This is a genomic window from Burkholderia sp. Ac-20349, from assembly GCF_017104865.1.
Taxonomy (GTDB): domain Bacteria; phylum Pseudomonadota; class Gammaproteobacteria; order Burkholderiales; family Burkholderiaceae; genus Burkholderia; species Burkholderia aenigmatica.
The window spans coordinates 32,913-55,720 of record NZ_JAAGPM010000006.1 but is presented as its reverse complement, the minus strand read 5'-3'; the positions used below and the strand labels follow the sequence as shown (position 1 = coordinate 55,720).

General features: G+C 62.2%; 20 protein-coding genes. 3 read left to right on the top strand and 17 right to left on the bottom strand.

Annotated elements, in window-relative coordinates:
• Positions 1-11: 11 nt before the first annotated feature.
• Positions 12-920, bottom strand: a complete 909-nt coding sequence (locus G3N61_RS03910; RefSeq protein WP_043188624.1) for a DMT family transporter — start codon at positions 918-920, stop codon at positions 12-14.
• 90 nt (positions 921-1,010) lie between these two features.
• Between G3N61_RS03910 and G3N61_RS03905 the strand changes: the two genes are divergently transcribed.
• The gene (locus tag G3N61_RS03905; protein WP_043188626.1) at positions 1,011-1,811 is read left to right on the top strand and encodes a helix-turn-helix transcriptional regulator; all 801 of its coding nucleotides are present in this window, start codon (positions 1,011-1,013) and stop codon (positions 1,809-1,811) included.
• Between the two features lie 93 nt (positions 1,812-1,904).
• Positions 1,905-2,966 carry a hypothetical protein gene (locus G3N61_RS03900; RefSeq protein WP_089454278.1) on the top strand — a complete coding sequence of 354 codons (1,062 nt, stop codon included), beginning with the start codon at positions 1,905-1,907 and terminating at the stop codon, positions 2,964-2,966.
• Positions 2,967-2,975: 9 nt separating this feature from the next.
• Here the strand turns inward: G3N61_RS03900 and G3N61_RS03895 are convergent, their stop codons facing one another.
• The gene (locus G3N61_RS03895) at positions 2,976-3,461 is read right to left on the bottom strand and encodes an anthrone oxygenase family protein (protein ID WP_205821614.1); all 486 of its coding nucleotides are present in this window, start codon (positions 3,459-3,461) and stop codon (positions 2,976-2,978) included.
• Entirely contained in the window at positions 3,458-4,288 is an 831-nt protein-coding gene (locus G3N61_RS03890) for an NmrA family transcriptional regulator (RefSeq protein ID WP_089454276.1), read from the bottom strand. Before G3N61_RS03890 ends, G3N61_RS03895 begins: the two co-directional genes overlap by 4 nt.
• Positions 4,289-4,389: 101 nt before the next feature.
• On the opposite strand from G3N61_RS03890, the gene G3N61_RS03885 reads away from it, so the two are divergent.
• A complete protein-coding gene (locus tag G3N61_RS03885; RefSeq protein ID WP_089454275.1) occupies positions 4,390-5,055 on the top strand; it encodes a TetR family transcriptional regulator in 666 nt (221 codons plus the stop codon).
• A gap of 34 nt (positions 5,056-5,089) precedes the next feature.
• Here the strand turns inward: G3N61_RS03885 and G3N61_RS03880 are convergent, their stop codons facing one another.
• The 14 genes from G3N61_RS03880 to tssC all read right to left on the bottom strand — a co-directional run bounded on the left by G3N61_RS03880 (position 5,090) and on the right by tssC (position 22,786).
• The gene (locus G3N61_RS03880) at positions 5,090-5,347 is read right to left on the bottom strand and encodes a PAAR domain-containing protein (protein WP_205821613.1); all 258 of its coding nucleotides are present in this window, start codon (positions 5,345-5,347) and stop codon (positions 5,090-5,092) included.
• A gap of 48 nt (positions 5,348-5,395) precedes the next feature.
• On the bottom strand, positions 5,396-6,046 hold the full coding sequence (locus G3N61_RS03875; protein WP_205821612.1) for a hypothetical protein: 651 nt from the start codon (positions 6,044-6,046) through the stop codon (positions 5,396-5,398).
• A gap of 583 nt (positions 6,047-6,629) precedes the next feature.
• On the bottom strand, positions 6,630-7,610 hold the full coding sequence (locus G3N61_RS03870; RefSeq protein ID WP_205821611.1) for a hypothetical protein: 981 nt from the start codon (positions 7,608-7,610) through the stop codon (positions 6,630-6,632).
• Between the two features lie 9 nt (positions 7,611-7,619).
• Complete coding sequence (locus G3N61_RS03865) at positions 7,620-10,484, bottom strand: toxin VasX (RefSeq protein WP_205821610.1); 2,865 nt, start codon at positions 10,482-10,484, stop codon at positions 7,620-7,622.
• A 2-nt stretch (positions 10,485-10,486) separates the two neighbouring features.
• A complete protein-coding gene (locus tag G3N61_RS03860) occupies positions 10,487-11,374 on the bottom strand; it encodes a DUF4123 domain-containing protein (protein ID WP_205821609.1) in 888 nt (295 codons plus the stop codon).
• 2 nt (positions 11,375-11,376) lie between these two features.
• Entirely contained in the window at positions 11,377-13,503 is a 2,127-nt protein-coding gene (gene tssI / locus G3N61_RS03855; RefSeq protein ID WP_205821608.1) for a type VI secretion system tip protein TssI/VgrG, read from the bottom strand.
• A gap of 15 nt (positions 13,504-13,518) precedes the next feature.
• Complete coding sequence (icmH, locus tag G3N61_RS03850) at positions 13,519-14,415, bottom strand: type IVB secretion system protein IcmH/DotU (protein ID WP_205821607.1); 897 nt, start codon at positions 14,413-14,415, stop codon at positions 13,519-13,521.
• A gap of 1 nt (position 14,416) precedes the next feature.
• Positions 14,417-15,754 (bottom strand): type VI secretion system baseplate subunit TssK, encoded by a 1,338-nt coding sequence (tssK, locus tag G3N61_RS03845; protein ID WP_205821606.1) that lies wholly within the window; start codon positions 15,752-15,754, stop codon positions 14,417-14,419.
• The gene (tssJ, locus tag G3N61_RS03840) at positions 15,751-16,746 is read right to left on the bottom strand and encodes a type VI secretion system lipoprotein TssJ (protein WP_089454737.1); all 996 of its coding nucleotides are present in this window, start codon (positions 16,744-16,746) and stop codon (positions 15,751-15,753) included. The genes tssK and tssJ overlap by 4 nt, the downstream gene beginning before the upstream one ends.
• Positions 16,743-18,107, bottom strand: a complete 1,365-nt coding sequence (tagH, locus tag G3N61_RS03835; RefSeq protein ID WP_205821605.1) for a type VI secretion system-associated FHA domain protein TagH — start codon at positions 18,105-18,107, stop codon at positions 16,743-16,745. The genes tssJ and tagH overlap by 4 nt, the downstream gene beginning before the upstream one ends.
• Positions 18,104-19,123 carry a type VI secretion system baseplate subunit TssG gene (tssG, locus tag G3N61_RS03830; protein ID WP_205821604.1) on the bottom strand — a complete coding sequence of 340 codons (1,020 nt, stop codon included), beginning with the start codon at positions 19,121-19,123 and terminating at the stop codon, positions 18,104-18,106. Before tssG ends, tagH begins: the two co-directional genes overlap by 4 nt.
• Positions 19,087-20,853, bottom strand: coding sequence for a type VI secretion system baseplate subunit TssF (gene tssF, locus G3N61_RS03825; protein WP_205821603.1), 1,767 nt, complete (start codon positions 20,851-20,853; stop codon positions 19,087-19,089). Before tssF ends, tssG begins: the two co-directional genes overlap by 37 nt.
• A 10-nt stretch (positions 20,854-20,863) precedes the next feature.
• Complete coding sequence (tssE, locus tag G3N61_RS03820) at positions 20,864-21,292, bottom strand: type VI secretion system baseplate subunit TssE (RefSeq protein ID WP_089454735.1); 429 nt, start codon at positions 21,290-21,292, stop codon at positions 20,864-20,866.
• 15 nt (positions 21,293-21,307) lie between these two features.
• A complete protein-coding gene (tssC, locus tag G3N61_RS03815; RefSeq protein WP_179258891.1) occupies positions 21,308-22,786 on the bottom strand; it encodes a type VI secretion system contractile sheath large subunit in 1,479 nt (492 codons plus the stop codon).
• Positions 22,787-22,808 lie beyond the last annotated feature (22 nt).

Sequence of the window (22,808 nt, the reverse complement as noted above, 5' to 3'; positions counted from 1 at the left end):
GCGATCGCCGCTCATTGCCGCACTCCTTGCGATGCGCTCGCCTGCAACGGAAACCGCTGCGCGATCGCCACGCCGACGAGCGCCACGCCGCCGCCGATCAGGTGATACAGCCGCAGCGATTCGCCGAGCAGCACGATCGCGCCGCCGGCCGTCATCACCGGCAGCAGATTCATGAACATCGCGCAGCGGCTCGGGCCGAGCAGCCGCACACCCTGCATCCACAGATACGGCAGCACCACCGACGCCAGCACGCCGGCATACAGGATCAGCGGCACACTTGCGCGCGTCGGCCACGCCGCCTGCGCGGGCAAACGCAGCAGCATCGGCACCATGAAGACGAGCGCGGCGAGCGCCTGCACGTAGGTCGACTGCCACGCCGGCAGCGCACCGATGCGCCACCGCTTGAGCAGCACGCCGTACAGCGCATACGCGGCCGACGCGGCCAGCATCAGCAGGTCGCCCGCATGCACGCCGCGCGCGGCGATCGTCGTCGGATGCCCCTCGGCAATCAGGTAGACGACACCCGCGAGCGACAGCACCCCGCCGCCGACCATGCCGGCGCCAGGCGGATCGCCGAGCAGCAGCGAGCTGAGCGCCATCGTCATCAGCGGCACGAGCGCCGTGATGATCGCCATGTTGGTCGCGCTCGTCGTTTTCGCGGCCTCGTAGGACAGGCTCTGGAACAGCGCCATCGCAAGAAAGCCGAGCACCGCGAGCTGCGGCAGGTGCGCGACGAGCGCCGCGCGATTGCGCCACGCGGGACGCAACGTAAACACGCTCATCAGCGCGACGGCGAGCAGCAACCGGTAGAACGTGATTGCCGACGGGTCGATCGTCGACGCCGACAGCTTCGACACGACCACGTTGCCGGCCCACAGCGCGATCGCGCAGAAAGGAAACAGAAAAGGAGACTTGTTCATCGCATTTGACGGATTAATATCCTGACAGGGGTCTGGCGTGGATCGGAACGCCATCGTGCCCGCCCGCCCAACTGCCTGTCTCACGCCAAAATGTCACGACTTGTCGCCAATCGGACACTCGAGTCCACCCCGCCCGGCGCGCACCTGCGCTACGAATCGACGCCGATGCCCGTGTCGGCGATGGCGGCGACGTACGCGCACGGCACCTCGATCGCGCCGCACCGCCACCGCCGCGCGCAACTGCTCTATGCGATCGAGGGCGTGATGCACGTGCAGTCCGAAGGCGCGTCGTGGGTCGTGCCGCCGACGCGCGGCGTGTGGCTCGAAGCCGGGCTCGACCACACGGTGCAGATGAGCGGCGACGTGCAGATGCGCACCGTGTTCGTCGAGCCGGGCGCGGTCGAGCACCTGCCCGCGCGGAGCTGCGTCGTGGAAGTGCACCCGCTGCTGCGCGAGCTGATCCTCGCCGCGGTCGACGTGCCGCTCGACTACGCGCCGGGCTCGCGCCACGATCACCTGATGCACCTGCTGCTTGCCGAGGTGACGGTCGCGCCGCTGCTGCCGCTGTACCTGCCGTGGCCGCACGACGCGCGCCTGCGGACGATTTGCGACACGCTCGTCGCCGCGCCCGACGACACGCGCACGATCGCAGAATGGGGCGACCTGCTCGGCCTGTCGGTCCGTACGCTGCATCGCGCGTTCCAGCGCGAGACGGGGCTCAGCTTCCGCCGCTGGCGCGAACAGGCGCGGCTGCTGCTCGCGCTCAAGCGTCTCGCGCACGGCGAGAAGGTGCTGACCGTCGCGATGGATCACGGCTACAACAGCCAGAGCGCGTTTTCCGCGATGTTCAAGCGGCACTTCGGTGTGTCGCCGTCGGCGTTTTACACGTAGCGCGTGGTCGTGCGTGTAGTGAGCGTTAGAATCGCGCTCATGAACCCGGTCAGCCCGCACCGTTTGCCAGCGTCGCCGCACGACTCCCGTACCGTGAATACGCTCACGTGGGAACACGCGCAGATCGTCGATATCTGCGCCGTCCAGGCCGACTACGGCCATCTGCTCGTGTTGACGACGGACGGCTCGCTGCACGGCGTCGATCTCGATACGGAGCGCCACACCACGCTGTGTTCGGTCTCGTTACCGCCGCTCCCGCCGCCTACGGATCAGACCGCGTTCGGCACGCCCGCATATCGCCTCCACGCTTCGCCAGACGGCCAGCACGCGGCGATCGTGACCGACTACGGGCGGCACGGCCTCGTCTTGGACGTCACCACCGGCACGCCGACGATGCAACTCGACGGCGGCGACTACTACCCGCATACCGTCCCGTTCAGCGCATGCTTCCTTCGCCATCGCGGCCGCACGATCTTCGTGCACCGCACCGACTGGAACCGGCTCGATGCGGCCGACCCGGCCACCGGCGCATCGCTGACCGCGCGCGATATCGCGCCGTACACGAACGACGACCGGCCCGCGCACTACCTCGACTACTTCCACGGCCGGCTCGTGCCGAGCCCCGACAGCAGCCGGCTGTTCGATGACGGATGGGTCTGGCATCCCGTTTCGATCCCGCGCGCATGGTCGGTCGCCGCGTGGCTCGACGCCAATCCCTTCGAAAGCGAAGACGGCGCATCGGTGGTCAGGCTGACCCGGCGCGATGACTGGGACACACCGGCCTGCTGGATCGACAACCGACATATCGCGTACTGGGGGCTCGCCGATTGGGACGAGGATGAATTCGCCGAAGCCGGGCAAGGCGCCGGCGTGCGCATCCTCGATGTGACCGAAGATCGGCAATCGAACGACTGGCGCATCCCGATGGCGACCGAACCCGACCGGATCGGCGCCCTGTTCAGTGATGGCGCATCGCTATATGTCGCGACGCCCGACGGAACGACGATCTGGAGCATCGCCTCGGGTACGCCGCTCGGCGCGCTTCCGGGCTTCGTCGCTCAGCGGCACGACCCGGTACGCGGTTCGCTGATCGCATTCGATGCCGGCACGATCGCCGTCTACCGCTTGCCTGTACAGGCTGCGCGCACCGCGTAGCGCCCGCCCCTACCGCGCCGCAATCCCCACGATGAAAAACACGCACGCGGCGGCCGACGCCACCGTGCGCACGTGATTCCACATCGTCCAGTCGTGCACGTAGCGCGTCCACAGCGCCGCGCCGTGCGCGGTCGACGGATCCGCCGCGGCAAGCGCATCGTTGAGCGGCACGTTGACGGCCATCGTCACCGCGAACATGCCGAACACGTACAGCGCGCCGCCCGCGACCACCGCCATCGCGCCCGGCTGGTCGCGATCGAGCAGCGCAAGCACGACCAGTGCAAGCGCCATCAGCGTCGTGACGAGGAACAGCGGCATGAACGGCGAACGCACGATATCGACGTTGATCGCGTTCATCGCGGCCATACCGGCATGCGGCGCGATCCGTCCGAGCGACGTCATCACGAACGTCGAGAACGCGAAATACACGCCGGCCATCAGCCCGCAGCCGATGGCCGAACCCCACAACAATGCGGCGGTTGCGAACGCGATCATGATCGTGCGCTCCACACGCCGGTCGCGGCCGCCGCGCGCGCATAGTCGGCGAAATCGCGTGCCGGCCGCCCGAGCGTCTCTTCGATGCCGTGCGTCACCGCGCTGTTGCGCCCGTCGAGCACCACGCCGAACAGATCGTCGAGCAGCGCGACGACCGGCTCCGGCACGCCGACCTCGCGCAATCCGGCAACGAACGCAGCCGCCGGAATCTCGCGATAGACGACCGGCCGGCCAGCGGCTCGCGCGATTTCGCCGACCGCTTCGGCAAAAGTCAGCGCGCGCGGGCCCGTGACCTCGATCACGCGGTTCGCGACACGCGCATCGGTGAGTGCGGCCACCGCGACGTCCGCGATGTCGTCCGCATCGACGAACGGCTCGCGCACCGCACCGGCCGGCAACGCGACTTCGCCGGCCAGCACGCCGTCGATCAGGTAGCCCTCGGAGAAGTTCTGGTTGAACCAGCTCGCGCGCACCACGCCCCAGCCCACACCCGACGCCTGCAACGCGGCCTCGGCGGCCTGCGCGCGGGGCTCGCCGCGCCCGGACAGCAACACCACGCGCTCGACGCCGCTTTCCCGTGCAAGCCGTGCGAATGCGGCGACCGCTTCCACCGCGCCTTCAACGGCCAGGTCGGGTTGATAGGTCACGTATGCGGCCGACACGCCGTCGAGTGCGGCAGGCCACGTCGCGGGCGCCGTCCAGTCGAAGCGGACGGCCGACGTGCGCGACACGGGCCGGGTCGCGATGCCGCGCGCGCGCAGCCGTGCATCGACGCGGGCGCCCGTCTTGCCCGAACCGCCGACGATGAGGATGGGAAGTGCCGACATGTGTGTCTCCTTCAGTCTCGATCAAAAATGCGAGAATGTCTCGCGTTTCAAAAACACGATAGACTCTCGCATTTGAAAGATCAAGTTTTTCTGGAGGTGGTATGGGCCGGCAAAAATCGGGGCAGAACGACGAGCCCGAAATGGCGGCGGCGGACACGCCTGCGCGCGCGCGGCTCGTGCCGACGCAGCGGCGCAGCCGCGAGCGGTTCGAGCGGATTCTCGCGTGCGCGTCGGAAGTGATGATCGAGAAAGGCTGCGACGCGTTCCGGATGAGCGACATCGTCGAACGCACGGGGATCTCGTTCGGTTCGCTGTACCAGTACTTTCCGGACAAGGCGGCCGTGATCGGCACGCTCGCGGAGCGCTACAACGAGGCCGGGCACGATTGCGTGCGGCGCGATCTGGCTGCGATGAAGACGCTTGACGACCTGCATGACACGCTGTGCCGCATTACCGACAGCTATTACCGGATGTTCGTGGACGAACCGCTGATGCGTGATATCTGGCGAGCCACGCAGGCCGACCGCGCGCTGCAGGCACTCGATCGCGAGGACGGTGAATTCCTGGCCGGGTTGTTTGCGGATGCGTTGGGAGACGTGGCGCCCGGCACCCCGCATGCGCAACGGAGCGCATTCGCCGAGCTGATGATGATCCAGATCGCGGCGGCGGTGCGGCATGCGATCACACTGCCGCCGAAGGCGGCGCGACAGATCCTCGCGATGTTCAAGCGGGGGTTGCCGCGGGATCTGGCGGTGTTGGGTGCGTAGCCGCGGATCGGGTGGTTCAATTCAATGGCCTGTGTTATTCCACTAACCAGCCAACGTCACCTTCGATGAGGGTACCGCCATGGCTGGTGGTATCGCCCAGACGGGCAACCGGCTGGCCTTCGATGCTGCTGCCGGGTGAGCCGGTCTGGATGACCGCACCGCAACTGGTTTTATCGCCCACCCGCGCTACGGCACGTCCGTTGACGTCGAAGGACTGGGCACCGCTCGTGACCGTGCCCTCGCCATGGATTGGGCAGCTGTGACGATGACCGACTAGTACGACTGGTTTCATGTGAGACTCCTTTGGTTAAGGACGACACTGGCTGAATCAGCTTGGTCGCTATTCCGGGTGCTCACTCGCTAGCAAACGAAAGCCTGCAAAGATGCCTATGGCCAAGGCTGGCAGCGAGGACATGCCGGTTTCCATGGTGACGACAGTGACGACGAGGCCCCCGCAACTGATCACGACAAGGGCTCCTAGTACTTTCGCCAGTGGCGTACCCTGGAAATGACTTTGCTTGATCCGCGCCGCCGGGTGGTGCGCTCGCCAAGTGGCCATGGCAGGCCCGAGCGCCGCACGCAAGTCCTGGTAGCCCGGCGTCTTGCGATTTCCGAGCAGCACGAGTGTTGGTTTATCCCGGCGCGTGAGTCGGATGAGTCCGTCCAGGGTGTATCCCGTGATGCTGTCGAATGGAACCGTGCCGTACCGCGTGAAAACCAGCCCGTCGGGCTCGATGCGGACAAGGTCTTTGGCGGGTGGATACACCAGGCGGGACAGAATCAAGGGCGTGGCTATACAAACAACCGTCAATGCCGCGACGGCGAATAGTAGTGCTCCGGTCAAAGACGGGGATAGTGTCACCGCAAGCATGGCGAGCACCGGGGAAAAGAGCGCGATGAGCGGGGCAGCTTGGTGCCACCGGGTAAAGATCACCACATTGGGTGTTTCGTCGCCCCCTCTGGCAGTTGTTTCGGGGCTTGGGCTGTTCATGAGATGACGCTCCAGGTTTCAGGTAATGGACTGCTGGTTATTCCGCGACTACGGCCTGCAGTTCATGCGGCCATATACACAACCAATGCATGGCACAAGCCAAGCCTGCGAACTGTCCAACACTCATGCCGATACACCGTACGTGTGCAGGCTCAACGGACGAACTGAACGCGATGACAGGCAACGCGATCTTGCGATTGGGAAACCTACGACGCACATGGATACGCGAAGGGTTTCGCCACACAAGAGGTTCTCCGTCGAGGGTCCCAATGTCCATGGGACACGTTCGAAATTTCGTGGTGGTATGTTTCAACACACTGTCCAATGACAAGTGAACCTGTAGCAGTGCAAAAGTATGCACAGCGCATTGTGGAGTTTCCACTGTCAGACTGGACGTGGCATCACGCTAAGGTTGTTGAATCCGACCAGGCTGAATCTCGTCAAGTATTGGATGCCCTACCGCCGAGGGTCAGTCGCCTGTCGGCGGCCGAACCGACACTCAAAGGCGGGGCGCTCGGGCCTCGTGCATCGACGCGCACGTAGAAGACGCTGCGCCCGTCATTTGGGACTGGACGTCCGCGCATCAATCGTCTTTCCCGTCCCAAACACCGTCACACGCATCAATGAGTTCCTGCGGCCACTTCCGACGAGGAAGAATGCGGTCCAGACCCATGTAGATCAGATCGCCCAAGGTGATGATCCATAAAATGGGAGCGACGATGGGAAAGAGGAACGGTGCCAGCACGCGTTTCCACCAAGTGCGACTCTGAAACATCCTGAGTGGGTTCCAAAGGTAAACACACTCCCTAACACTGGCTGCTCGATAGCTGCAGATCGCAGAGGACGCAGGAAGCGCATCCATGCCTTCGCGCATGTAGAGGCGGATGTATTCCCACACCATCGCAGCACCGTAAATGCCGCGATTGAAAAATGCTTCATCGGCATCTTGCGTAGCAGTTATACCGATACGCTGCCGACCATTTGCATTAGGATCATCAGGGTCGTAATAGGGAAATACCAAGGTCAGCACGCCATCGTTAGCAGGCGCCCCTCCTGCTGCAAAGGTAGTGACGTCCTTGATGTAGGCTTCCAAATCGTCCCATGATTGGCCAATCGACCTTCCCCGAATGATGCATGTCACCCTAAGTGTTCTTCGGTTGAAGATAATAGGTAGCTGCGTGCGCCAAGGAACGAAAATCCAAGAAAAACCCACAGAGAAAAAAGCCGCCACCCCAACCCAAAAAAACCATCCATCTATAAGATAAAAAATAAACCCAAATTCATATTTATGATATTTATCATTGTTAACATAACCTATGCATTCAAAACATAAAATAGCAAAAATTACAAAGACAACAACGACAGTTGCCCACCAACTCATGCTTCTTCGTCCGCCATATATGCTGCCAAAGGCATGACGCATAAATAGACAGTCCTCAGTCACTTTCATCACATTGTTGTCCGCCGCCGGCTCGACACCCATGGGAGGATCTGACGGACGCAAGGCGTCAACGCGTGTATAGAAAATACTGCGCTCTTCTTTTGGAACGTGACGACTCTTCATACATGCGCTCTAGTAGTACCACGGGGCGTCTTCATTGCTGAAGATGAATTTTGATTGAAGCCGCTCACCCAAAAAATTTGGAACATAACTTGGAATTACGCTGTAAATGAAACCACGTCCTTTTTTAAGCCCCCGAATCTGGTATGTATGAATACTCCCGCCATTGGGTAACTTTTCATCTCCTGGCAATGCTTGGATCTCGACCGCTGAATCGCCCACCTCTAGTCCTGTGATTCGTTGACTTTTACCCGCCAAGGGATAAGCAATTTTCAGCGTCAAGATATTGCTTGTCACATGCCAGTCCGCTTCGATTTTCTGCGGCGCATAGCTCGCCTGCACATAACCTTTGTTCTCATCGTCTAGCGAAGCATAGGTTGGTATGGCCTCTTTCCTCCCAAGTTGCTCGCGTTTGCCAAAACTCCCGTCATTGAGCCAATAGCCAAGTGATATGAACTGCGCTTGATCGCCTTTCATCAGCCACCACAGCCCAACTCCCAAGAGAATCACACCGGCAGCAAGCCAACCCCAGACCGGGACCATAGCCGCTGTACCAGCCATGCCGAGTCCTGAAGCCAAAGCCGCGCCACCTGTAGTAAGTGCGCCCCCTCCTAGTCCTAGACTTAATCCAGCTACCGCGTACGCAGTGGCTGCATCACCATTCCCTATTTTTTGTTGTTCGAACGCTTTAGACCAGTTTGAAATAGCATCCGCTAGCGCCCCGCCATACCCAAACAAACGTAACGCAGACGTACTAGCCATGGCTCTCATCGTAATTCCTGAAAAAGAAACACGTAAGTAAGCCGCTGGCATCATTGCCCGCGTACTCGCGAGCAATCCATTTACCGCGCTCCCTATACCCATAGTGGCCGCAATGAGATTCAAGCCAGTCGTTCTAATATTTTCCTTGTCGAAGGAAAAAACAGCCGTTTTCAAGTTAAGCAAGCTAAAGAACGCCACCCCTCCCGCCACACCACGCTCAAACACTTGCAAGAACGGATTGGCGAAGCGCGTCATCGGCGTCAAACGTTGCCAAACGATAACCTCCATGGTGTCGCCAGCGCCCATAGCGATCGACCCGACTGCCACGCTTCCGCGCGGAAAGAGCGCCGCATCTTCCAGCGCGTCAATGGCCTCCTGACGGGTCAACCGGCGTATCTCTAGACGATCGTGGTAACGCGTTTCAAGCATCTGAACCAGACGATTGGCGTCCTCCACCGTGCCCATGCCCGCCAGTTGCTGAATTCGCTGGGCCACGGCATCACGGGCGGCTCCGTGCCACACCCGGCCATTACTACCTTGTCGGGGAAAGCGGCTGAGCGTGTAGACACCGACCTGCTCCATCAGGTAGTGGAGCGCCCCATATCGTAGAAGTTGACCCAATCCCTTGCTTCCCGCCGCGTCGGTGGCCACGTCCATCTTGTTTTCCCAGATGGCATCAGTCAGCCCCTTGTCATATTCGATGTTGACCAAGATGGGGTTCGTTTGCCACGGCAGTTTCCACCATCGATCAAACAGTTCACGTTCTTTGTCTTTCTTCCCCTGCGGAGTCGTCTCCGTGCCCCACACCATGCCGTCGATGCACGCGACAAACGCGATCGCATGGCTGGTCGAAGACATGGGCTCCTCAGTGTCGTACCGCAGAAACGCCGTTCCCATATCACCGCTGGCCGCCGCCGACTGGTAACTCTCCAGCCATTTGCAGCGATCGTTCTTTCGGTCCAATACAGCGCTGTGCCGTTTCTCTGTTTCCGTGGCAAAGTCCCGCATGAACTTGACCCGGTTCGCCTCTCTGACGTGACGCGCATAGAGCGGAGCGGATTCCGACAACGCCGCCGCCCGTTGGCCAATCGGATCGGTTGGCATGGCGTCGAGTTGCCGGCGAGCGTCGGGGTAGGAGGATGGACGATGTTTGGCCGGTTCCCGTTCCATGACGGCCAGATTGTCGGCGAAGCGCCGGCGTTTCCATTCACGCTCGTCGATATCCCGCTTGAGGGCGCGCTCGAATGCCTCGCTACCCTTGCCGGCCACACCCGCTTTCTCCGCGTAAGCGGACTCATAGATACGCCCGATCAACTCGGCGATGAGCATCTTGCGATAGCGTTGAACATCCCCGGTCTTGCTGGTCCGATCCGGTGCCGCGGTGTAACTTTCCATCGCCTGGCGCGACTGCTGGAAGAGGCCGCCAAGATCCTGGACCAGTGCGATGTTGTCGTGCATGACCACGGCGATTTGCTTGGCAGGCGCAACAGCCTTCATGCCCGTGACCAGCGCCTGCGCCGACGGCACGGACAGCTTCACCTTCCAGGAAGAAAAGTCGAGGTTGGTGCCCTTGAACTCCTCCACCAGTTCACCTATCCGCTCGGCGGCGAAGGTGTGTTTCGACGGGGCACCAGCTTGCCAGGCCTTCATGTCGATGGTGGTCGCCAGCTTGGAACGAATGCCCCCCTGATCGGACTGGATGGCGCGAATCTTCCGCTCGGTCAACAGCGTGTCGGTCAGCAGCAGATGAACCACCGAGCATTCCCGTGCCCAGAGATGGCGAACCGTGTGACCGGGTTTGTAGCTCTTGAGTGCGCCCTCCAAGGAGCGGTGCTGCGATTGCAGTTCGATGAACTGTCCGTTTTCTTCATTCACTCGCCAGACAAAGACGTCCCCCTGTGTCTCGTCGAACAGGTAGATGAAGCCGCCCCCGATGCAGCGCAGTCCGTACTGGGCATGGTCGAGCTTTCTGAAACCCCGTTCCAGCGACGGCAGCGTATAGGCATGGTTTGCACCACCCTTCGGCCGCCCATGCGCGGAGTAGCGTAGAGGGAACAGGGGAATGCGGGCCTGGCAGCTTTCGCGAGCGCTAGCGTAGGTAGTCGTTCCGGCCATGCTCAGGTTCCTTCGATCATCAAGTGGTTCAATGCCCGATTCGCACGAGCGCCCGGTGCCAGGTCGGTATCACCCAACAAAGCGACAACTGCCTTGGTGTGTACGTAGTAAGCCGGATGCCGGAAAACCTCCATCGCTGCCTCCAGATGGTGAGGCTCCCGGAAACCCCAGAGATGAAGTTGCTCCAGCCATATCCGCGTCTGCTGGCGAGCGCTATCGCGGAAGCTATGAGGTACACGCTGAGTCAGCGCCGTTTGCTTGCGAAGCTGATGGTCGCCCAACCCTTCATCGATAGCAGCCATCTCGGCATCGGAAAACTGGAAATCGCCTTGAATCAGCTCGCCACCACCCGATTGGTTATAGCCCCACCATTGGAATTCCGGGCCAAGGTTCTCCCGCCAGATCAGTTGTTGCACTGGCCCCAGGAGAGTGGCAGCACGCTGCGGTGTCAGTGCCCTCAATACGCTGTCAAGCGCCGCTGTTTCCTGAAGGCGAAACCGCGCCTTGTTGCCATTGGGCATATACACAAAAAGAATGGAACGCAGATGTGCCAGTACTGCCTCGATAGGCTCGGTCGAAGTCAGATACACTGCGCCGCCAGTAGGTGGCCACACGTCAGCAAAGGTGTTTGTCAATACGGAGCCCGGTTGGTATTGCACCAGCAACGGCCCCCGTGTCTCGTGTTCGTCGTACTCTGTTCCCCTCCACACCCAGCGTTGCGTGCAGGTGTAGTCGAGTTCCCTCACGGCGTGCGATATGGTGCGCTCTTCCCGCATCTCCGGCTGCCCCAGCAACCACTCGTCAAGCAGTTCGCTTTCCAGTAACAGGTAGGCGAAAAGCCGATTCTCGATAGCTTCTAGCAGCACGGTCTGTTCCAGTGCGACGAGCATGATCAGCTCCCTCGAAAATTACCGCATGGGCAGTCAGAACGCGGACAACTACCGTCGGTACGCTTCATACAGAGCACATCAAACGGCTGTCCCGGAGCAGGGACACCTATCGGCGCTGGTATCGGGCTAGCTCCCCCGCTTTGCTGGGTCATCGGCCCCTTCACGCGAATCGCCACGCCATCCAGCGTGATGCCGCCGCTGTCGATGCGCACAGTCCCACCGGGACCTTTGATGACGACGGCCTCGGCCGCGCGAATTTCGTAGACCTTGGTGCGATGCTGGATGGCTTGCCCGGCCTCGACCTCCACCCTGCCTTGTACGCGCTGCTCCAGGTGTCCGCCGATGTCCACAGTGTGGTTGACAGCCGTCTTGTCGCGGCGGCTATTGCCTACCTCTTCGGTGCGGTCTTTCGCGGTTGTGATGGTGTGATTGCGACCGATGGTCAGAAAGTCGTCCTGGCCGATGTCGTGTCGGCGATCCCGCCCGATCGTGACCTGTTCGTCGTGCCCCACCGTCTCCTTGCGGTCGTTGCCGATCGCAATCGTCTCGTCGTGCTCGACCTGCTCGCTGCGGTCATTGCCAACGAAGGTGGTTTCGTCGTGGTTGACGTGGATGTTCTGATCGCGCTGCGCGTGGACGTAGATTTCCTCTTGTCCGGCCTCGTCCTCGAAACGCAGCTCGTTGAAACCTTCGCCCTTGTGCGTCTGGCTCTTGATCGTCATCCGCGTCTTGTGCCGCGGCAGTTCGTACGGCGGTAGCTGCAAGCGGTTGTAGGTGCGGCCGGTGATGACCGGTTGGTCCGGATCGCCATCAAAAAAGTCGACGATCACCTCCTGACCGATGCGCGGAATCGCCATGTGCCCCCACAGTGCCCCCGCCCAGTTCTGCGCGACACGAATCCAGCACGAGCTGTGTTCGTCGCGCTGGCCCTGACGATCCCACGGAAACTGCACCTTCACTCGGCCGCACTCGTCGGTGTAGATCTCTTCACCCTCCGGGCCCACGACCACCGCCGGCTGGGGGCCCTCGATACGCGGGTGCGGCAACGGCTCGGCGCGCCATTCGGCATCGTCCGGCACCAGTACCGCTTCGTAGCGGTAGTACGTGCCGTGTTGTGCGTCGGCGCTTTCTTCCGCCTGGCTGGTGTGTTGCTTGCCGTGATGCACCAGGCTCACCGGACGCCAGCTCCGGTTCATGTCCTCGCGCGGGTGGCCCGTGAGCGCGAAAGCAATGCCCGGCTGCAAGCGCGCGTCGTCACCACTGACAAACGCCACGCGTGCATCGCGCCGGTGGCCGCGCAGACGATCGTGAGTGAACGCCTTGCCGCTGGCTTCGTGTTTATATCGGCCCGGGTAGTCATAGCGTGCGTAGCCTCGACCCTGATGATCTAGGTCCGTGCCGTCACGCGGATACTCGTGGTTGAAGCGCGGATTCTTGAACGTGTAGTCGCGCTGCACCTGGCGCGCAGTACGCACGTTCTCGGTGTAAGCGAAGGTCCGTAGGCTGGGTTGTGGCTGATCGCCGCCCGGCGTCGGGTTGTAGATCACCGGCTCGCCGTCAAGACGGCCGAAGATGAACAGCCGATCGCAGTGAATCAACCGGTGCCCCTCTTTGCCGTGCTTGAAAGCGTAGAAAAACCCTTCCTCGCGCAAGATGCGTTCGACGAAGTCGTAGTCAGTATCACCGGCCTGCACACAGTACTCGCGGGCGAGGTGTTCGTTGGTGGCGCGTTGCTCGTAGTCCATCGTCAGGCCATGGGCCTTGAGAACGGCGGCTGCGATCTCGGTCACGCTGAGCGTCTGGAAGATCCGCCAGTCGGAGGAGAGCTTGAGGCGTGCGAGGCGCGGCTCGACCATCGCCGAATAGCGAGTACGTCGAAAACCGGTATCGCCCTGAACGAACGACGAGACCGCGCCTTGCACGTAGCGTACGGGCTGGCCGCCCTGCCAGATGGTCAACAGCCCATTACGATCGAGCACCTGCCCGAAATCGATAGCCGGATTGGCGCTAGCCAGCTCGATCGCCAGGCGAAAGGTCTCGGACAATCCCTCACGCAGCGTGAACTCGACGACCTCAAACGACTCGTCTCCGGCAGTGAAAGTGAAACGCAAATCGGACTGCGTAGGCATGCGAGCCCCCTTGGCTCAAGGCTTCAGGACGCGATCCAGCGACTGCAGGACCAGCTCGGTAGTACCGCTCAGCTTCACGGCGAAGATGACGTAGGCCCCAGTCAGCACACCCAGCGCGAGCGCCCAAGGCGTCCACAGCGGCCACTGCCGCCCGAGGCGATAGCTACGCGTGACGACATGGGCTGGTACATCGGTAAGGCGTTCGGGCGCATCGCCGCGCAATGACCGCAGGAGCCGATGCAGCTTGCTGATGATGGCGTTGAGCGATTCTTGCTGGTTGTGCTGCTGACCGTATTTGCCGCGGAAGCCCAGGCAAAGACACAGGTACTTGAATTCCAGCACGTCACGATATTTTTCCGGCTCCATCTGCATACGCGCGAGCACTGTGAAGAACTTCTCGCCGCCCCATGTCTCGTTGTGGTGATAACTGAGCAGCGAGCGTTCGCGCCACAGCGACGTGTGGCCCCAGGCCGTCGCCATAACGGCTTCATCGATGAACGTGCAAAGGGCGTAGCGATAGGCCAACTGCGTGGCGCCGTCGTAACCTAACTGGCGTACCTCCTCGGACAGTGCCGTGATCTGGTCACGCACGCTGGCATAGAGACGGGATATGTCATCGCAATGGTCGAGGCGCCGCAAGCGAATGACAAGGCCCAGCAACGGCTGCGCGGCATCCACCAGCGGATTGAAGCTGTGGCCGCGCAACTGGAATTGCAGGTCTTCGTCGTGGTCGATCCGAAACACGGAGTCGTAGAGCACGCTGTCTTTACCGCCGACCGGTGCGACGGACGGACTGCGCAGAAAGTCGGAAGGCGGCGTTTCCGGCGCATCAGGCAACGGTTGCGCCCCTTCCGACGACGGTTGCGGCGCACGGTCGATCCGATCGTTACCGATATCGATGGTGATGGTCATGTCATTGACTCCGAATAGCCCAGAACTGCAGCTCCAGTTCGGGGAAATCGCCAGTGATGTGGAAGCCGAAGCCATTAGCGCCCTTCTGCATCAGCCGCTGCCAGTTCGGATGGGTGCGATCGAGCTGGAAGTAAGTGAAGCCGGCATGGAATGGCAGGTATCGGGGTGCCACCGGCAACGGGTTGAGCGGGATACCGGGTAGTTGCAGGCGAATGAGTTCGAGCAAGGTCTGCTGCGAGGCCACCTTGGCCTGTTGGAGGAAGAGTTGACGCATCTGCTCCAGCGGCATGCGCGCACGTACCGCCAGGATGAAATCGGCGCTCTGCATCAGACTCGGGTCGTTGACCTGGGCAGTGAGCACGCCATGAGCTTGTCTGGTTAGCGGCAACGACACGGCCCGCGGCTGCAGCACGGTGGTGAGCACGCGGCGCAGGGTTTCCTGCAGCAGCCGGAAGGTGGCTTGCGGATTGTCGTGCTGATAGGCCGGAAATTCTGGCGGTACGCGCGCTTCGTCGGTGAAGGTCACGAGCTCGCCGCAGGCCTGGCCGCAGGCCAGATAGGCGTCGAGCGGACGAACGTCCGGGTCGCGCGCCAGATGACGAAACAGGTGATGCCAGCGATTGAGCGCCTGCAGCAGATTGAAATCGGTGACGTCGGCCACGCCGGCCTGGCCAGGCGAGCCGATGCGCTCGGCGATGCTTTTGGCTCGCTCATGCATCAAGGTTGCGATTTCCTCGATGAAATGAGTCAACTGGCGGATGGCGCGCAACTGGATGCCAGTGACGTAGAAACTGTCGTCCATCAGCAGACTGCCATCGGGGCGCCGGTCGAGAATGCGGCCCAACGCCAGACCGGTGAATGCGCTGCGATCGTCCCGCTCGAGCGCCAGTTGCAGGTTCGGTACGGCGAGCCCCACGGAGACGTGATTTCCCTGGTGGCTGTGCGTGTCGCGCACATCCTCGCTGCGCAGCACATAGCGCGCGTTGCCGAGGGTATCCGGCCAACGGACTTCGGCCACTCCGTCCGAGCGCAGCGGCAAGGTGAGATGGACGGTCTGGTTGGCTGCCGTAGCGTCGGAGATCGCCAGCGGCTCGGGCGGCGGCTGGTCATGCGGAATGTCGAACGCGGTACCGTCAGGCATGATGCCGCGCGCACGGACGATGGCGATCTTGCCGAAGGCGAGAAAATCCTGGTTCAATTCCAGCTCCGCAAAGCCATACGCGTATCTGCTACCGGCGCGCAAATTGACGTAGTGTTCGAGGAAGCGGCTGGTCTGCTGGAAATGCTGCGGTTTGACGAACAGCCCTTCGTTCCAGACGACGGGATTACGGGTAGTCATGGTTTCTTGCTCGATGTGGGCGCCGCCGATCGGGGCGGACGATAGGCCTCGTCGGTAATGGCGACGCGGGTATCCTGCAGCGTGATCAGCAGCGCGTACTTGCGCCCGCGCGATTCGAGCCGATAGACGTCGTAGCTGCGGTTCGCGCTGGGATCGTGGAAATTGGCCACTACGGCCAGATAGCGGGTTTTGTCCTCGATCGGACTGAACTCGATGAACTTGAACTGGCCGGGCGCAAGGATGTAGTCGTCCGCCGCCAGGAAGGTGCTACCCAGGGCCTTCTTCGGGTCGCGCTGAATGAGTTCGAGGCTGCCGTTCACCAGCATGGCGTCGTCCTTGAGCTGGATCACGCGGAAAGATATCGGTGTCGCGGCCGTAGTCGTAGCCGGCACCGGCGCGACGGCCTCGGGCAGGCTGACGCTCTTGCGATATTGGCCGAGATTCGGCGCTTCACCGGGCTCGCCAACGAGCATGTCAGCAGCCATGTAGCGGTGACCGGGCCAATGCGGCGGGAGCGGCGGATTGGCGACCGCGGCGACCCGCCGGGTGGCGGATGGTGTCTTGTTGTCGGGGAGCGGCGGGTGGCCCTCCTCGACCGGCAGCCGGACGGATGTGCGACGGCCCCGGGTCGTGGACACCGGTGGCGTAGCGGTCACGTCGTCATCGAGACGATCGAGTAAAGTGCGCAAGCCGCTGATGACTTCGTCCTTGCTCGTGCCACTAAAGCTGATGGCAAACGATCCATCCGTAGCCAGGGTGTCAATGGGGCCGATGGCCTTGGTGTCTTCGACAGGCGGCGCGCTGACCGGATTGGGATTAACGTCGGTTCCGGCGTACAGGCTGAGCGAGACTCGGGTCGGCTGATCATCCGGCGCACCCACCGGGATGGACGGATCCATCAGCACCTGCCCCGTCTTTTTGACTACATTGCCCACGGAGGAGCACCCGGCGAGCACCATGCCGGCAAGCGCGAGCGCGAGGGCTCGCTTCATTGCGCCTCCGCACGCATGGCCTGGTCGTAGGCCTGCTCGAAGACTTCCCAGAACAGTTTGTCGAAACCCTGCTGGCGACTGGACACGAGTTCTTCATAGTAGTGGCCGTACATCTGCCACGGCCAGCCGCCATTGTTCGACTGGCCGGCTTGCGGCGGACTGTAGCGAGCGAAACGTCGTTGCAGCTGCTCAGGTGAAAACGCCTGCAGCAGCGCACTAAGGCCCGCGGTAATTGCCTGACGCGTGGCGCGCTGCTGACGCTGCAGTTGCTCCAGGGACTCTTCAATCGCTGCCGCGGGCGACAGGTGCACAAGGCTGCGGTTGGCCGCGAACATCGCGCGTACGGTGTCGGGGTAAGTCTGCCCCAGGCGCAGTGGGTTGTCCTCGATGGGTTGCAGCGTACGCGCAGCAAAGGCTTGGCCTTGGGTATGCCCGGGCGCACCGCCATGCAACTCGCTCAAGCCGCGGATGACCGCACTGAGGCTGCGGCCCGCCTCGTAAAGCAACGCGTAGGCGGCCTGGCCGTCCAGCGCACCTACCGGTGCGCCGAGACCCTCCACCAGAGGATTGACCAGGCCGGCGGCGTCGTGGCCGTTCACCTGCTGGATGTGTAGCCATTCGCGGGCGGCGGGGTCGACGCGATCTTGTTCCGACATGATGGGGGCTCCTGAGACATGAACTGGGCTTCCGTGGAAGGCTTCCAGCGGCGTCGTGGCAACGTCGGCCTGCGCAGCCAGCACCGTCGCCCCGTAGTGGTGAGAGTCGAGCGACGTTTGCAGCGTGCTGCCCGCACCGTGAGCGGTGGCGAGGTCGAGCGCTCGCAGTGGATCGCGCTCGCCTTCCGGCGGCGCTGGCTCACTCAGGGCCTGAAACGCTGCCCAGTCAGGATTGCTGAACTCGGAGAAGTGATCCTGCTCGGGCGGGACAGCGGGCAGGCCGTCCAGATTGTCATCGGGCGACTGCAGCAATTCCGCCACGTCGTGCTGGGCCAGCACGCGGGACGGGTCCGGCAGCGCATGATCTTCGCCGTTCAGATGGACAGACAGACGGTAAGGGCCGACGTACAAGGTGTCAGCATTGCGCAAGCGCGCGCTGGCATGCAGCCCCAACGGGCGAGTCTGGTCGTTGAGGCGAGTTTCACCGCTACGATCGATGATGAGGTAGCCGTCATCCTCGAAGCGAATCTCGCAGTGCAGCGACCGCACTCGGCCGGCACGGTCGTGGAGCACCCAGCTGGTGCCCTGCGAACCGATAGTGCCGCCCTCCTTGTCGAAACTGCGCCGAGGCGGGGTGCCTTGCTGCAGGGCCTGCGGGTTGCTCACTACCAACGCAAGGCGGGATGAAGTGGTCTCCGGATTCATGCGCATACCGTAAGTCGAACGCGGGGCGGCTTGCGCAGGGCCGGCTGCTCCAGAAAGCTGGTCCAGCCGAGTTCGGTGCCGATGTCGCCCACGAAGTTGAAAGATGTGATCTCGTTTTCCCGGAGCGCCAGTTCGAGGTCGCACGGGGTCTGGTCACGCAGCAAGAACGCGACCAGCTGGCGCAGGCGCTCGAAGTCTTCCCCACGCGGGAGGAATTCACGAAACCGCGCCTGACTGAGGTTCGCAATGACGATGGTGAATTTGCCGTGACGCGTGCGTACGCTGTCGCCCACTCGGAAACTCTCGCCGAGCATGCCGTTGAGACAACCGAGCTGGACGCGGTCGTCCGGATCGATGTCGGTGTAGCGCAGCTCGAAATCCCGGATCGCGACGTCGTCGAGATCGAAGCAATGCGCGATCAGGCCCGCGACCATCGCGGGCGAGCGGCTGCGATGTACTACGGCACCGGCAAAGCTGAGCAGGCGACTCCACGCAATGGGAGTCGCGCCGCGAATAGTGGTGTTTTCCAGGCCGATCAAGGCGAACAAGCGTTGCGAGAGCGGGTCGCTCGCGCCCGGGCGGAAGCGGATGTAGTGCCGATACTTCCGCCAGGCCTGATGCAGCAGCGTCAGCAGACGGTGATGGAAGACGTCGAAGAAGGCCGGCCGAATACCGATATCCTGCCCTGCCTCGTATGCCAGCCGCTCGACGTAATGGGACGGCAACGGCGAGTCGGGCCCATGCATGCCGAAGAAGGTAGCCTGCACTTCATACTGGTGCGGATCGCCATGCAACAGACGCTCGGCCCGAGACACGTCCGAGGCCGGGAAGCCCAGACCGGCGTAGTTGCTCAGCCGAATACGCTGCCGCTCGGGCTCGTCGCTGTCCGGCGCCTCCAGGTTGTCGCCGAGCAACGTGTGCAGCCGCTCCAGCAAAACGAAGAAATCGTGCCCGCGGCCTTCGCCCAGCAGCGCGTCGATCAGATCAGGGCTTGAGTCCCGCTTCGCATGGGCCATGCGTAGTGCTCCTGATTGGTGGTATTGATCGCTTCCAGCACGTGGAAGGACGAAATGCTGCTGTATAGCGCAAGAAAATGGCTCAGCACGGTGCCGAACAGGTAGAGATCGCCTTCGCAGACGAATCCATCCTGGTCGAGCTTGACAACGCTGCGAATGCCGCGGATGGGCAACGCCTGGAACATCCGATCGATCGGCGCAGTCACAATCTCCTGCAGCGCGTCCAGCCGCTTCTGCGTGGCGCGCCGCCGCTGAATGTCATGGTGCGCAGCGAAGTCATACGCGGCGATGATGGCCTTCAACGGTTCGGCAGACAGCAGCGACAGATAGGTAGGCGAGAGATTGGAGATGAGCCGCCACTGCAGGTTTCCGTCCAGCACGGGTCGATACGACGGCGTCGGCGCCAAGAGGTTGCGGCAAGCGACGAAGGTCGGCGTGTCGGGCGTGGGAATACACACGTCGCCAGCCCCCAAAGCCAGCGGCAGATCACGATTGGTACAGGTCAGCGTCAGCGAAACAGTTTCATCGCGGCCGACGTAGTGGTGCTCGTCACCACGCACGAACGATACGCGGTGCTCCACGCCGGCGACGGTCAGCGACGGGTCGATGCGGGTGCGGTAGTAGAGCGTGACGCGACCACGTTCGTAATCGATCTGATGACGTAGCGACTCGAAAGGCTGGTAGGTACGCAGCCATTCGCCGGGCCTGCCACTCCCCTCATCCTTCCAGCCATCGACACGGTCAATACTGAAGATCTCATAGGCATCTTTCCGTTGCCCCGCCGGCACAAGCCGATAGTCCAGGGCCTTGCCGGTCAGCCGAACCGGCTCTGCTTCGTGCTCGAACAGGTTCACCGCAGGCGCGCAGTACAGCGCCAGGTCATTCGTGCGGATGCGCACGTCCTCGGGCATCGGCCGGGTAAAGTGGAACTCGATGCGAACGCGTCCTGTTTGCTCGGTGGGCCAGAGCGAGCGCAGCCCCCGGATTCCGAAGAAGAAGAACCTGCGCGGAAACTGGAAGTACTCCTGCAAGATGCGATAGCCGTCCATCGCATTCTTTGGATAAGGCAGCAACGCCTGATCCAGATCGAAGCCATGAAACAGCACCTGGCCAGCCGGGATATGCCTCACCGTCCCGTCGTATTCGAGACGAATCTCGCCCAGGTATTTGGCCAGCCACAGGTAGAGCGTCAGCGCGGTATAGTCATCCCCGCTCAGGTAGAAGTCGAGCTGATCGCAATCGTAGGTGCTGGGAGGATTCTGGCTGAGGGTGGACAACTCCACGCGGACGATCGACTTCTCCAACGAGTGCGCGTCGTTGACCTCATCGATCTGCAACGGATAGATGGCGACATCCGCGCAGGTGCGATATTCGCAGGCGATGCCGTCGACATCGCGGGCGCGCGTGCGTGTCCCGCGCCGGATCACTTGCCGCTCCGTGATGGCACGATCCATCGGCCGGAATTGCATGATGGTGGCGCTGGGCAACGGGCGCAGATAGTTCGGCCACAGCAATTGCAGCAGCGGGTGGGTCAGCTCCGGGAGATCGTCATCGATCTTCAGCCGCAGCTTGGCTGTGAGGAACGCAAACCCCTCCATCAGCCGCTCGACATCGGGGTCGGTTGCCTCCTCGCCCAGATATCGGGCAAGTTGGGGGTTGTTGCGCGCAAACACCCGCCCGAGACGGCGCATGTAGTCCAGCTCTTCGCGGAACTTTCGCTTCAGTGGCATCAGGTCTCCGCTACTTCACGTTGATCCAGCGTTCCCGGTGCTGGACAAGCAGGTCGATCTCCACGGCCTCCGCGGTATCGTTGAGCGGGACCAGACAGTGCAACCGAAAATGCAGGCCACCCGGCTGCCCCTGCAAGGCGACGGGACAAACGTCCAGCACTTGCACGCGCGGCTCATAGGCAGCGACCGCCGCACGGACATCCAGACAGACCTGATGACGCAGGTCCGTCTGGCTGGCCGCCGCATCGTTCAGATCTTGTAGACCGAACCCGGGGCTGCTCTGCGAGCCGCCCTGGCGACTATTGAGAATGCGTTCGAGATGGCGCTTGATCGCTTGGACACGCTCGGCGGCCAGCTCCTGCCGCATACGCTGACGGCGTGGCGGCAGGTCCGGGTCAAGACGGTCAAACAGGCTTCCCTGGCCCGGTGAGCGCGGCATGCGTCAAGCCCTCCTTCATTCCTTGTCGAGCCGACCGACCAGCGACAGATCGAAGCTGGCGCCCATGTACTTGAAGTGAGGCCGCAAGGACAGCGCCACCTGGTACCAGCCAGGGTTACCTGCCACGTCCTGTACGACGACCTTGGCGGCCCGCAGCGGACGGCGGCTACGCACATCGGAGGTGGGGCTTTCCTGATCCGCGATGTATTGGCGCAGCCAGTTGTTGAGTTCGCGCTCCAGGTCCTGGCGCTCCTTCCAGCTGCCGATCTGCTCGCGTTGCAGCACCTTGATGTAGTGCGCCAGCCGATTCGGGATGAACATGTAGGGCAATTGCGTACCGAGCATGTAGTTGGTCTGCGCGGCCTGACCCTCGGGCGTGTTCGGGAACACCTTGGGCTTCTGCACCGAGTTGGCCGAGAAGAACGCGGCGTTATCGCTGTCCTTGCGCATCGTCAACGGGATAAATCCCTCCGCCGACAACTCGAACTCCTTGCGATCGGAAATCAGCACCTCGGTCGGAATCTTGGCCTGCAACTGCCCGAGCGACTCATACAGGTGAACCGGCAATTCGTCCACCGTGCCACCGGACTGTGGACCGATGATGTTCGGGCACCAGCGATACTTGGCGAAACTGTCGGTGATGCGGCTGGCCAGCAGGTATGAAGTGTTACCCCACAGGTAGCTGGCGTGCTGGCCGTCGATGGTCTCGCGGTAGGCGAAGCTGCGCACCGGGTTTTCCAGCGGATCGTAGGGCTGGCGCAACAGAAAGCGCGGCATGGTCAGGCCGAGGTAGCGCGCGTCTTCGGATTCGCGCAGGCCTCGCCATTTGGCGAAGCGCGGACCTTCGAAGATGTCTCTGACTTCCTTGAGATTCGGGATGTCCTGGAACGATTCCAGGTTGAGCATTTCGGGGCCAGCTGCACCGAGGAACGGCGCATGCGCCATCGCGCCCAGCGCCGCGACGTAGCTGAGCAGCTTGATGTCCGGCGCGGACGGGCCGAACGTGTAGTTGCTGACCATGCAACCGATCGGCTTGCCGCCGAACTGCCCGTAGCCCGCCGTATATACATGCTTGTAAAAACCACTGCGGGTAATGTCCGCGGCGCTCTCGAAGTCCTCCAGCAACTCACGCTTGGTCGCCTGGAAAACGTCAATGAGGATGTTCTCGCGGAAATCCGTACGATCCACCAGCATCTTGAGGCCGCGCCAGGCCGACTCGAGCTCCTGCAGCTCAGGCTGATGCAGGATGGCGTCCATCTGCTTGCCGAGCCTGGCGTCGATCTGCGCGATCATCTGATCGACCAACTGCTTGTTGATCGGTTGCTCGCGCGCATCGGTCTTGAGCATCTCCGAGATGAAGGCAGCTACGCCGCGTTCGGCGACGGCATACCCCTCCTGGGCAGGCTGCAGACGGGTCTGCGCCATGATCTGGGCCAGCAGGCCTTCCTCGGGTGCCGTTTGCTGCGCGTGGGCGGCGGATTGTACTTTTGTCATCGTGATGTCCTTTTCGTGGAGG

What these genes read in the sequence shown, in the direction of transcription:
- tssE (WP_089454735.1), bottom strand. Translation starts at nt 21,292, where the DNA reads ATGCCGCGCTCACCGGGCCAGGGAAGCCTGTTTGACCGTCTTGACCCG.
- G3N61_RS03860 (WP_205821609.1), bottom strand. Translation starts at nt 11,374, where the DNA reads ATGCTCGTCGCACTGGAACAGACCGTGCTGCTAGAAGCTATCGAGAAT.
- tssF (WP_205821603.1), bottom strand. Translation starts at nt 20,853, where the DNA reads ATGCCACTGAAGCGAAAGTTCCGCGAAGAGCTGGACTACATGCGCCGT.
- G3N61_RS03885 (WP_089454275.1), top strand. Translation starts at nt 4,390, where the DNA reads ATGGGCCGGCAAAAATCGGGGCAGAACGACGAGCCCGAAATGGCGGCG.
- tssC (WP_179258891.1), bottom strand. Translation starts at nt 22,786, where the DNA reads ATGACAAAAGTACAATCCGCCGCCCACGCGCAGCAAACGGCACCCGAG.
- G3N61_RS03880 (WP_205821613.1), bottom strand. Translation starts at nt 5,347, where the DNA reads ATGAAACCAGTCGTACTAGTCGGTCATCGTCACAGCTGCCCAATCCAT.
- tssK (WP_205821606.1), bottom strand. Translation starts at nt 15,754, where the DNA reads ATGACTACCCGTAATCCCGTCGTCTGGAACGAAGGGCTGTTCGTCAAA.
- G3N61_RS03895 (WP_205821614.1), bottom strand. Translation starts at nt 3,461, where the DNA reads ATGATCGCGTTCGCAACCGCCGCATTGTTGTGGGGTTCGGCCATCGGC.
- tagH (WP_205821605.1), bottom strand. Translation starts at nt 18,107, where the DNA reads ATGAATCCGGAGACCACTTCATCCCGCCTTGCGTTGGTAGTGAGCAAC.
- G3N61_RS03905 (WP_043188626.1), top strand. Translation starts at nt 1,011, where the DNA reads ATGTCACGACTTGTCGCCAATCGGACACTCGAGTCCACCCCGCCCGGC.
- G3N61_RS03875 (WP_205821612.1), bottom strand. Translation starts at nt 6,046, where the DNA reads ATGAACAGCCCAAGCCCCGAAACAACTGCCAGAGGGGGCGACGAAACA.
- G3N61_RS03910 (WP_043188624.1), bottom strand. Translation starts at nt 920, where the DNA reads ATGAACAAGTCTCCTTTTCTGTTTCCTTTCTGCGCGATCGCGCTGTGG.
- icmH (WP_205821607.1), bottom strand. Translation starts at nt 14,415, where the DNA reads ATGACCATCACCATCGATATCGGTAACGATCGGATCGACCGTGCGCCG.
- G3N61_RS03870 (WP_205821611.1), bottom strand. Translation starts at nt 7,610, where the DNA reads ATGAAGAGTCGTCACGTTCCAAAAGAAGAGCGCAGTATTTTCTATACA.
- G3N61_RS03865 (WP_205821610.1), bottom strand. Translation starts at nt 10,484, where the DNA reads ATGGCCGGAACGACTACCTACGCTAGCGCTCGCGAAAGCTGCCAGGCC.
- tssI (WP_205821608.1), bottom strand. Translation starts at nt 13,503, where the DNA reads ATGCCTACGCAGTCCGATTTGCGTTTCACTTTCACTGCCGGAGACGAG.
- G3N61_RS03890 (WP_089454276.1), bottom strand. Translation starts at nt 4,288, where the DNA reads ATGTCGGCACTTCCCATCCTCATCGTCGGCGGTTCGGGCAAGACGGGC.
- tssJ (WP_089454737.1), bottom strand. Translation starts at nt 16,746, where the DNA reads ATGAAGCGAGCCCTCGCGCTCGCGCTTGCCGGCATGGTGCTCGCCGGG.
- tssG (WP_205821604.1), bottom strand. Translation starts at nt 19,123, where the DNA reads ATGGCCCATGCGAAGCGGGACTCAAGCCCTGATCTGATCGACGCGCTG.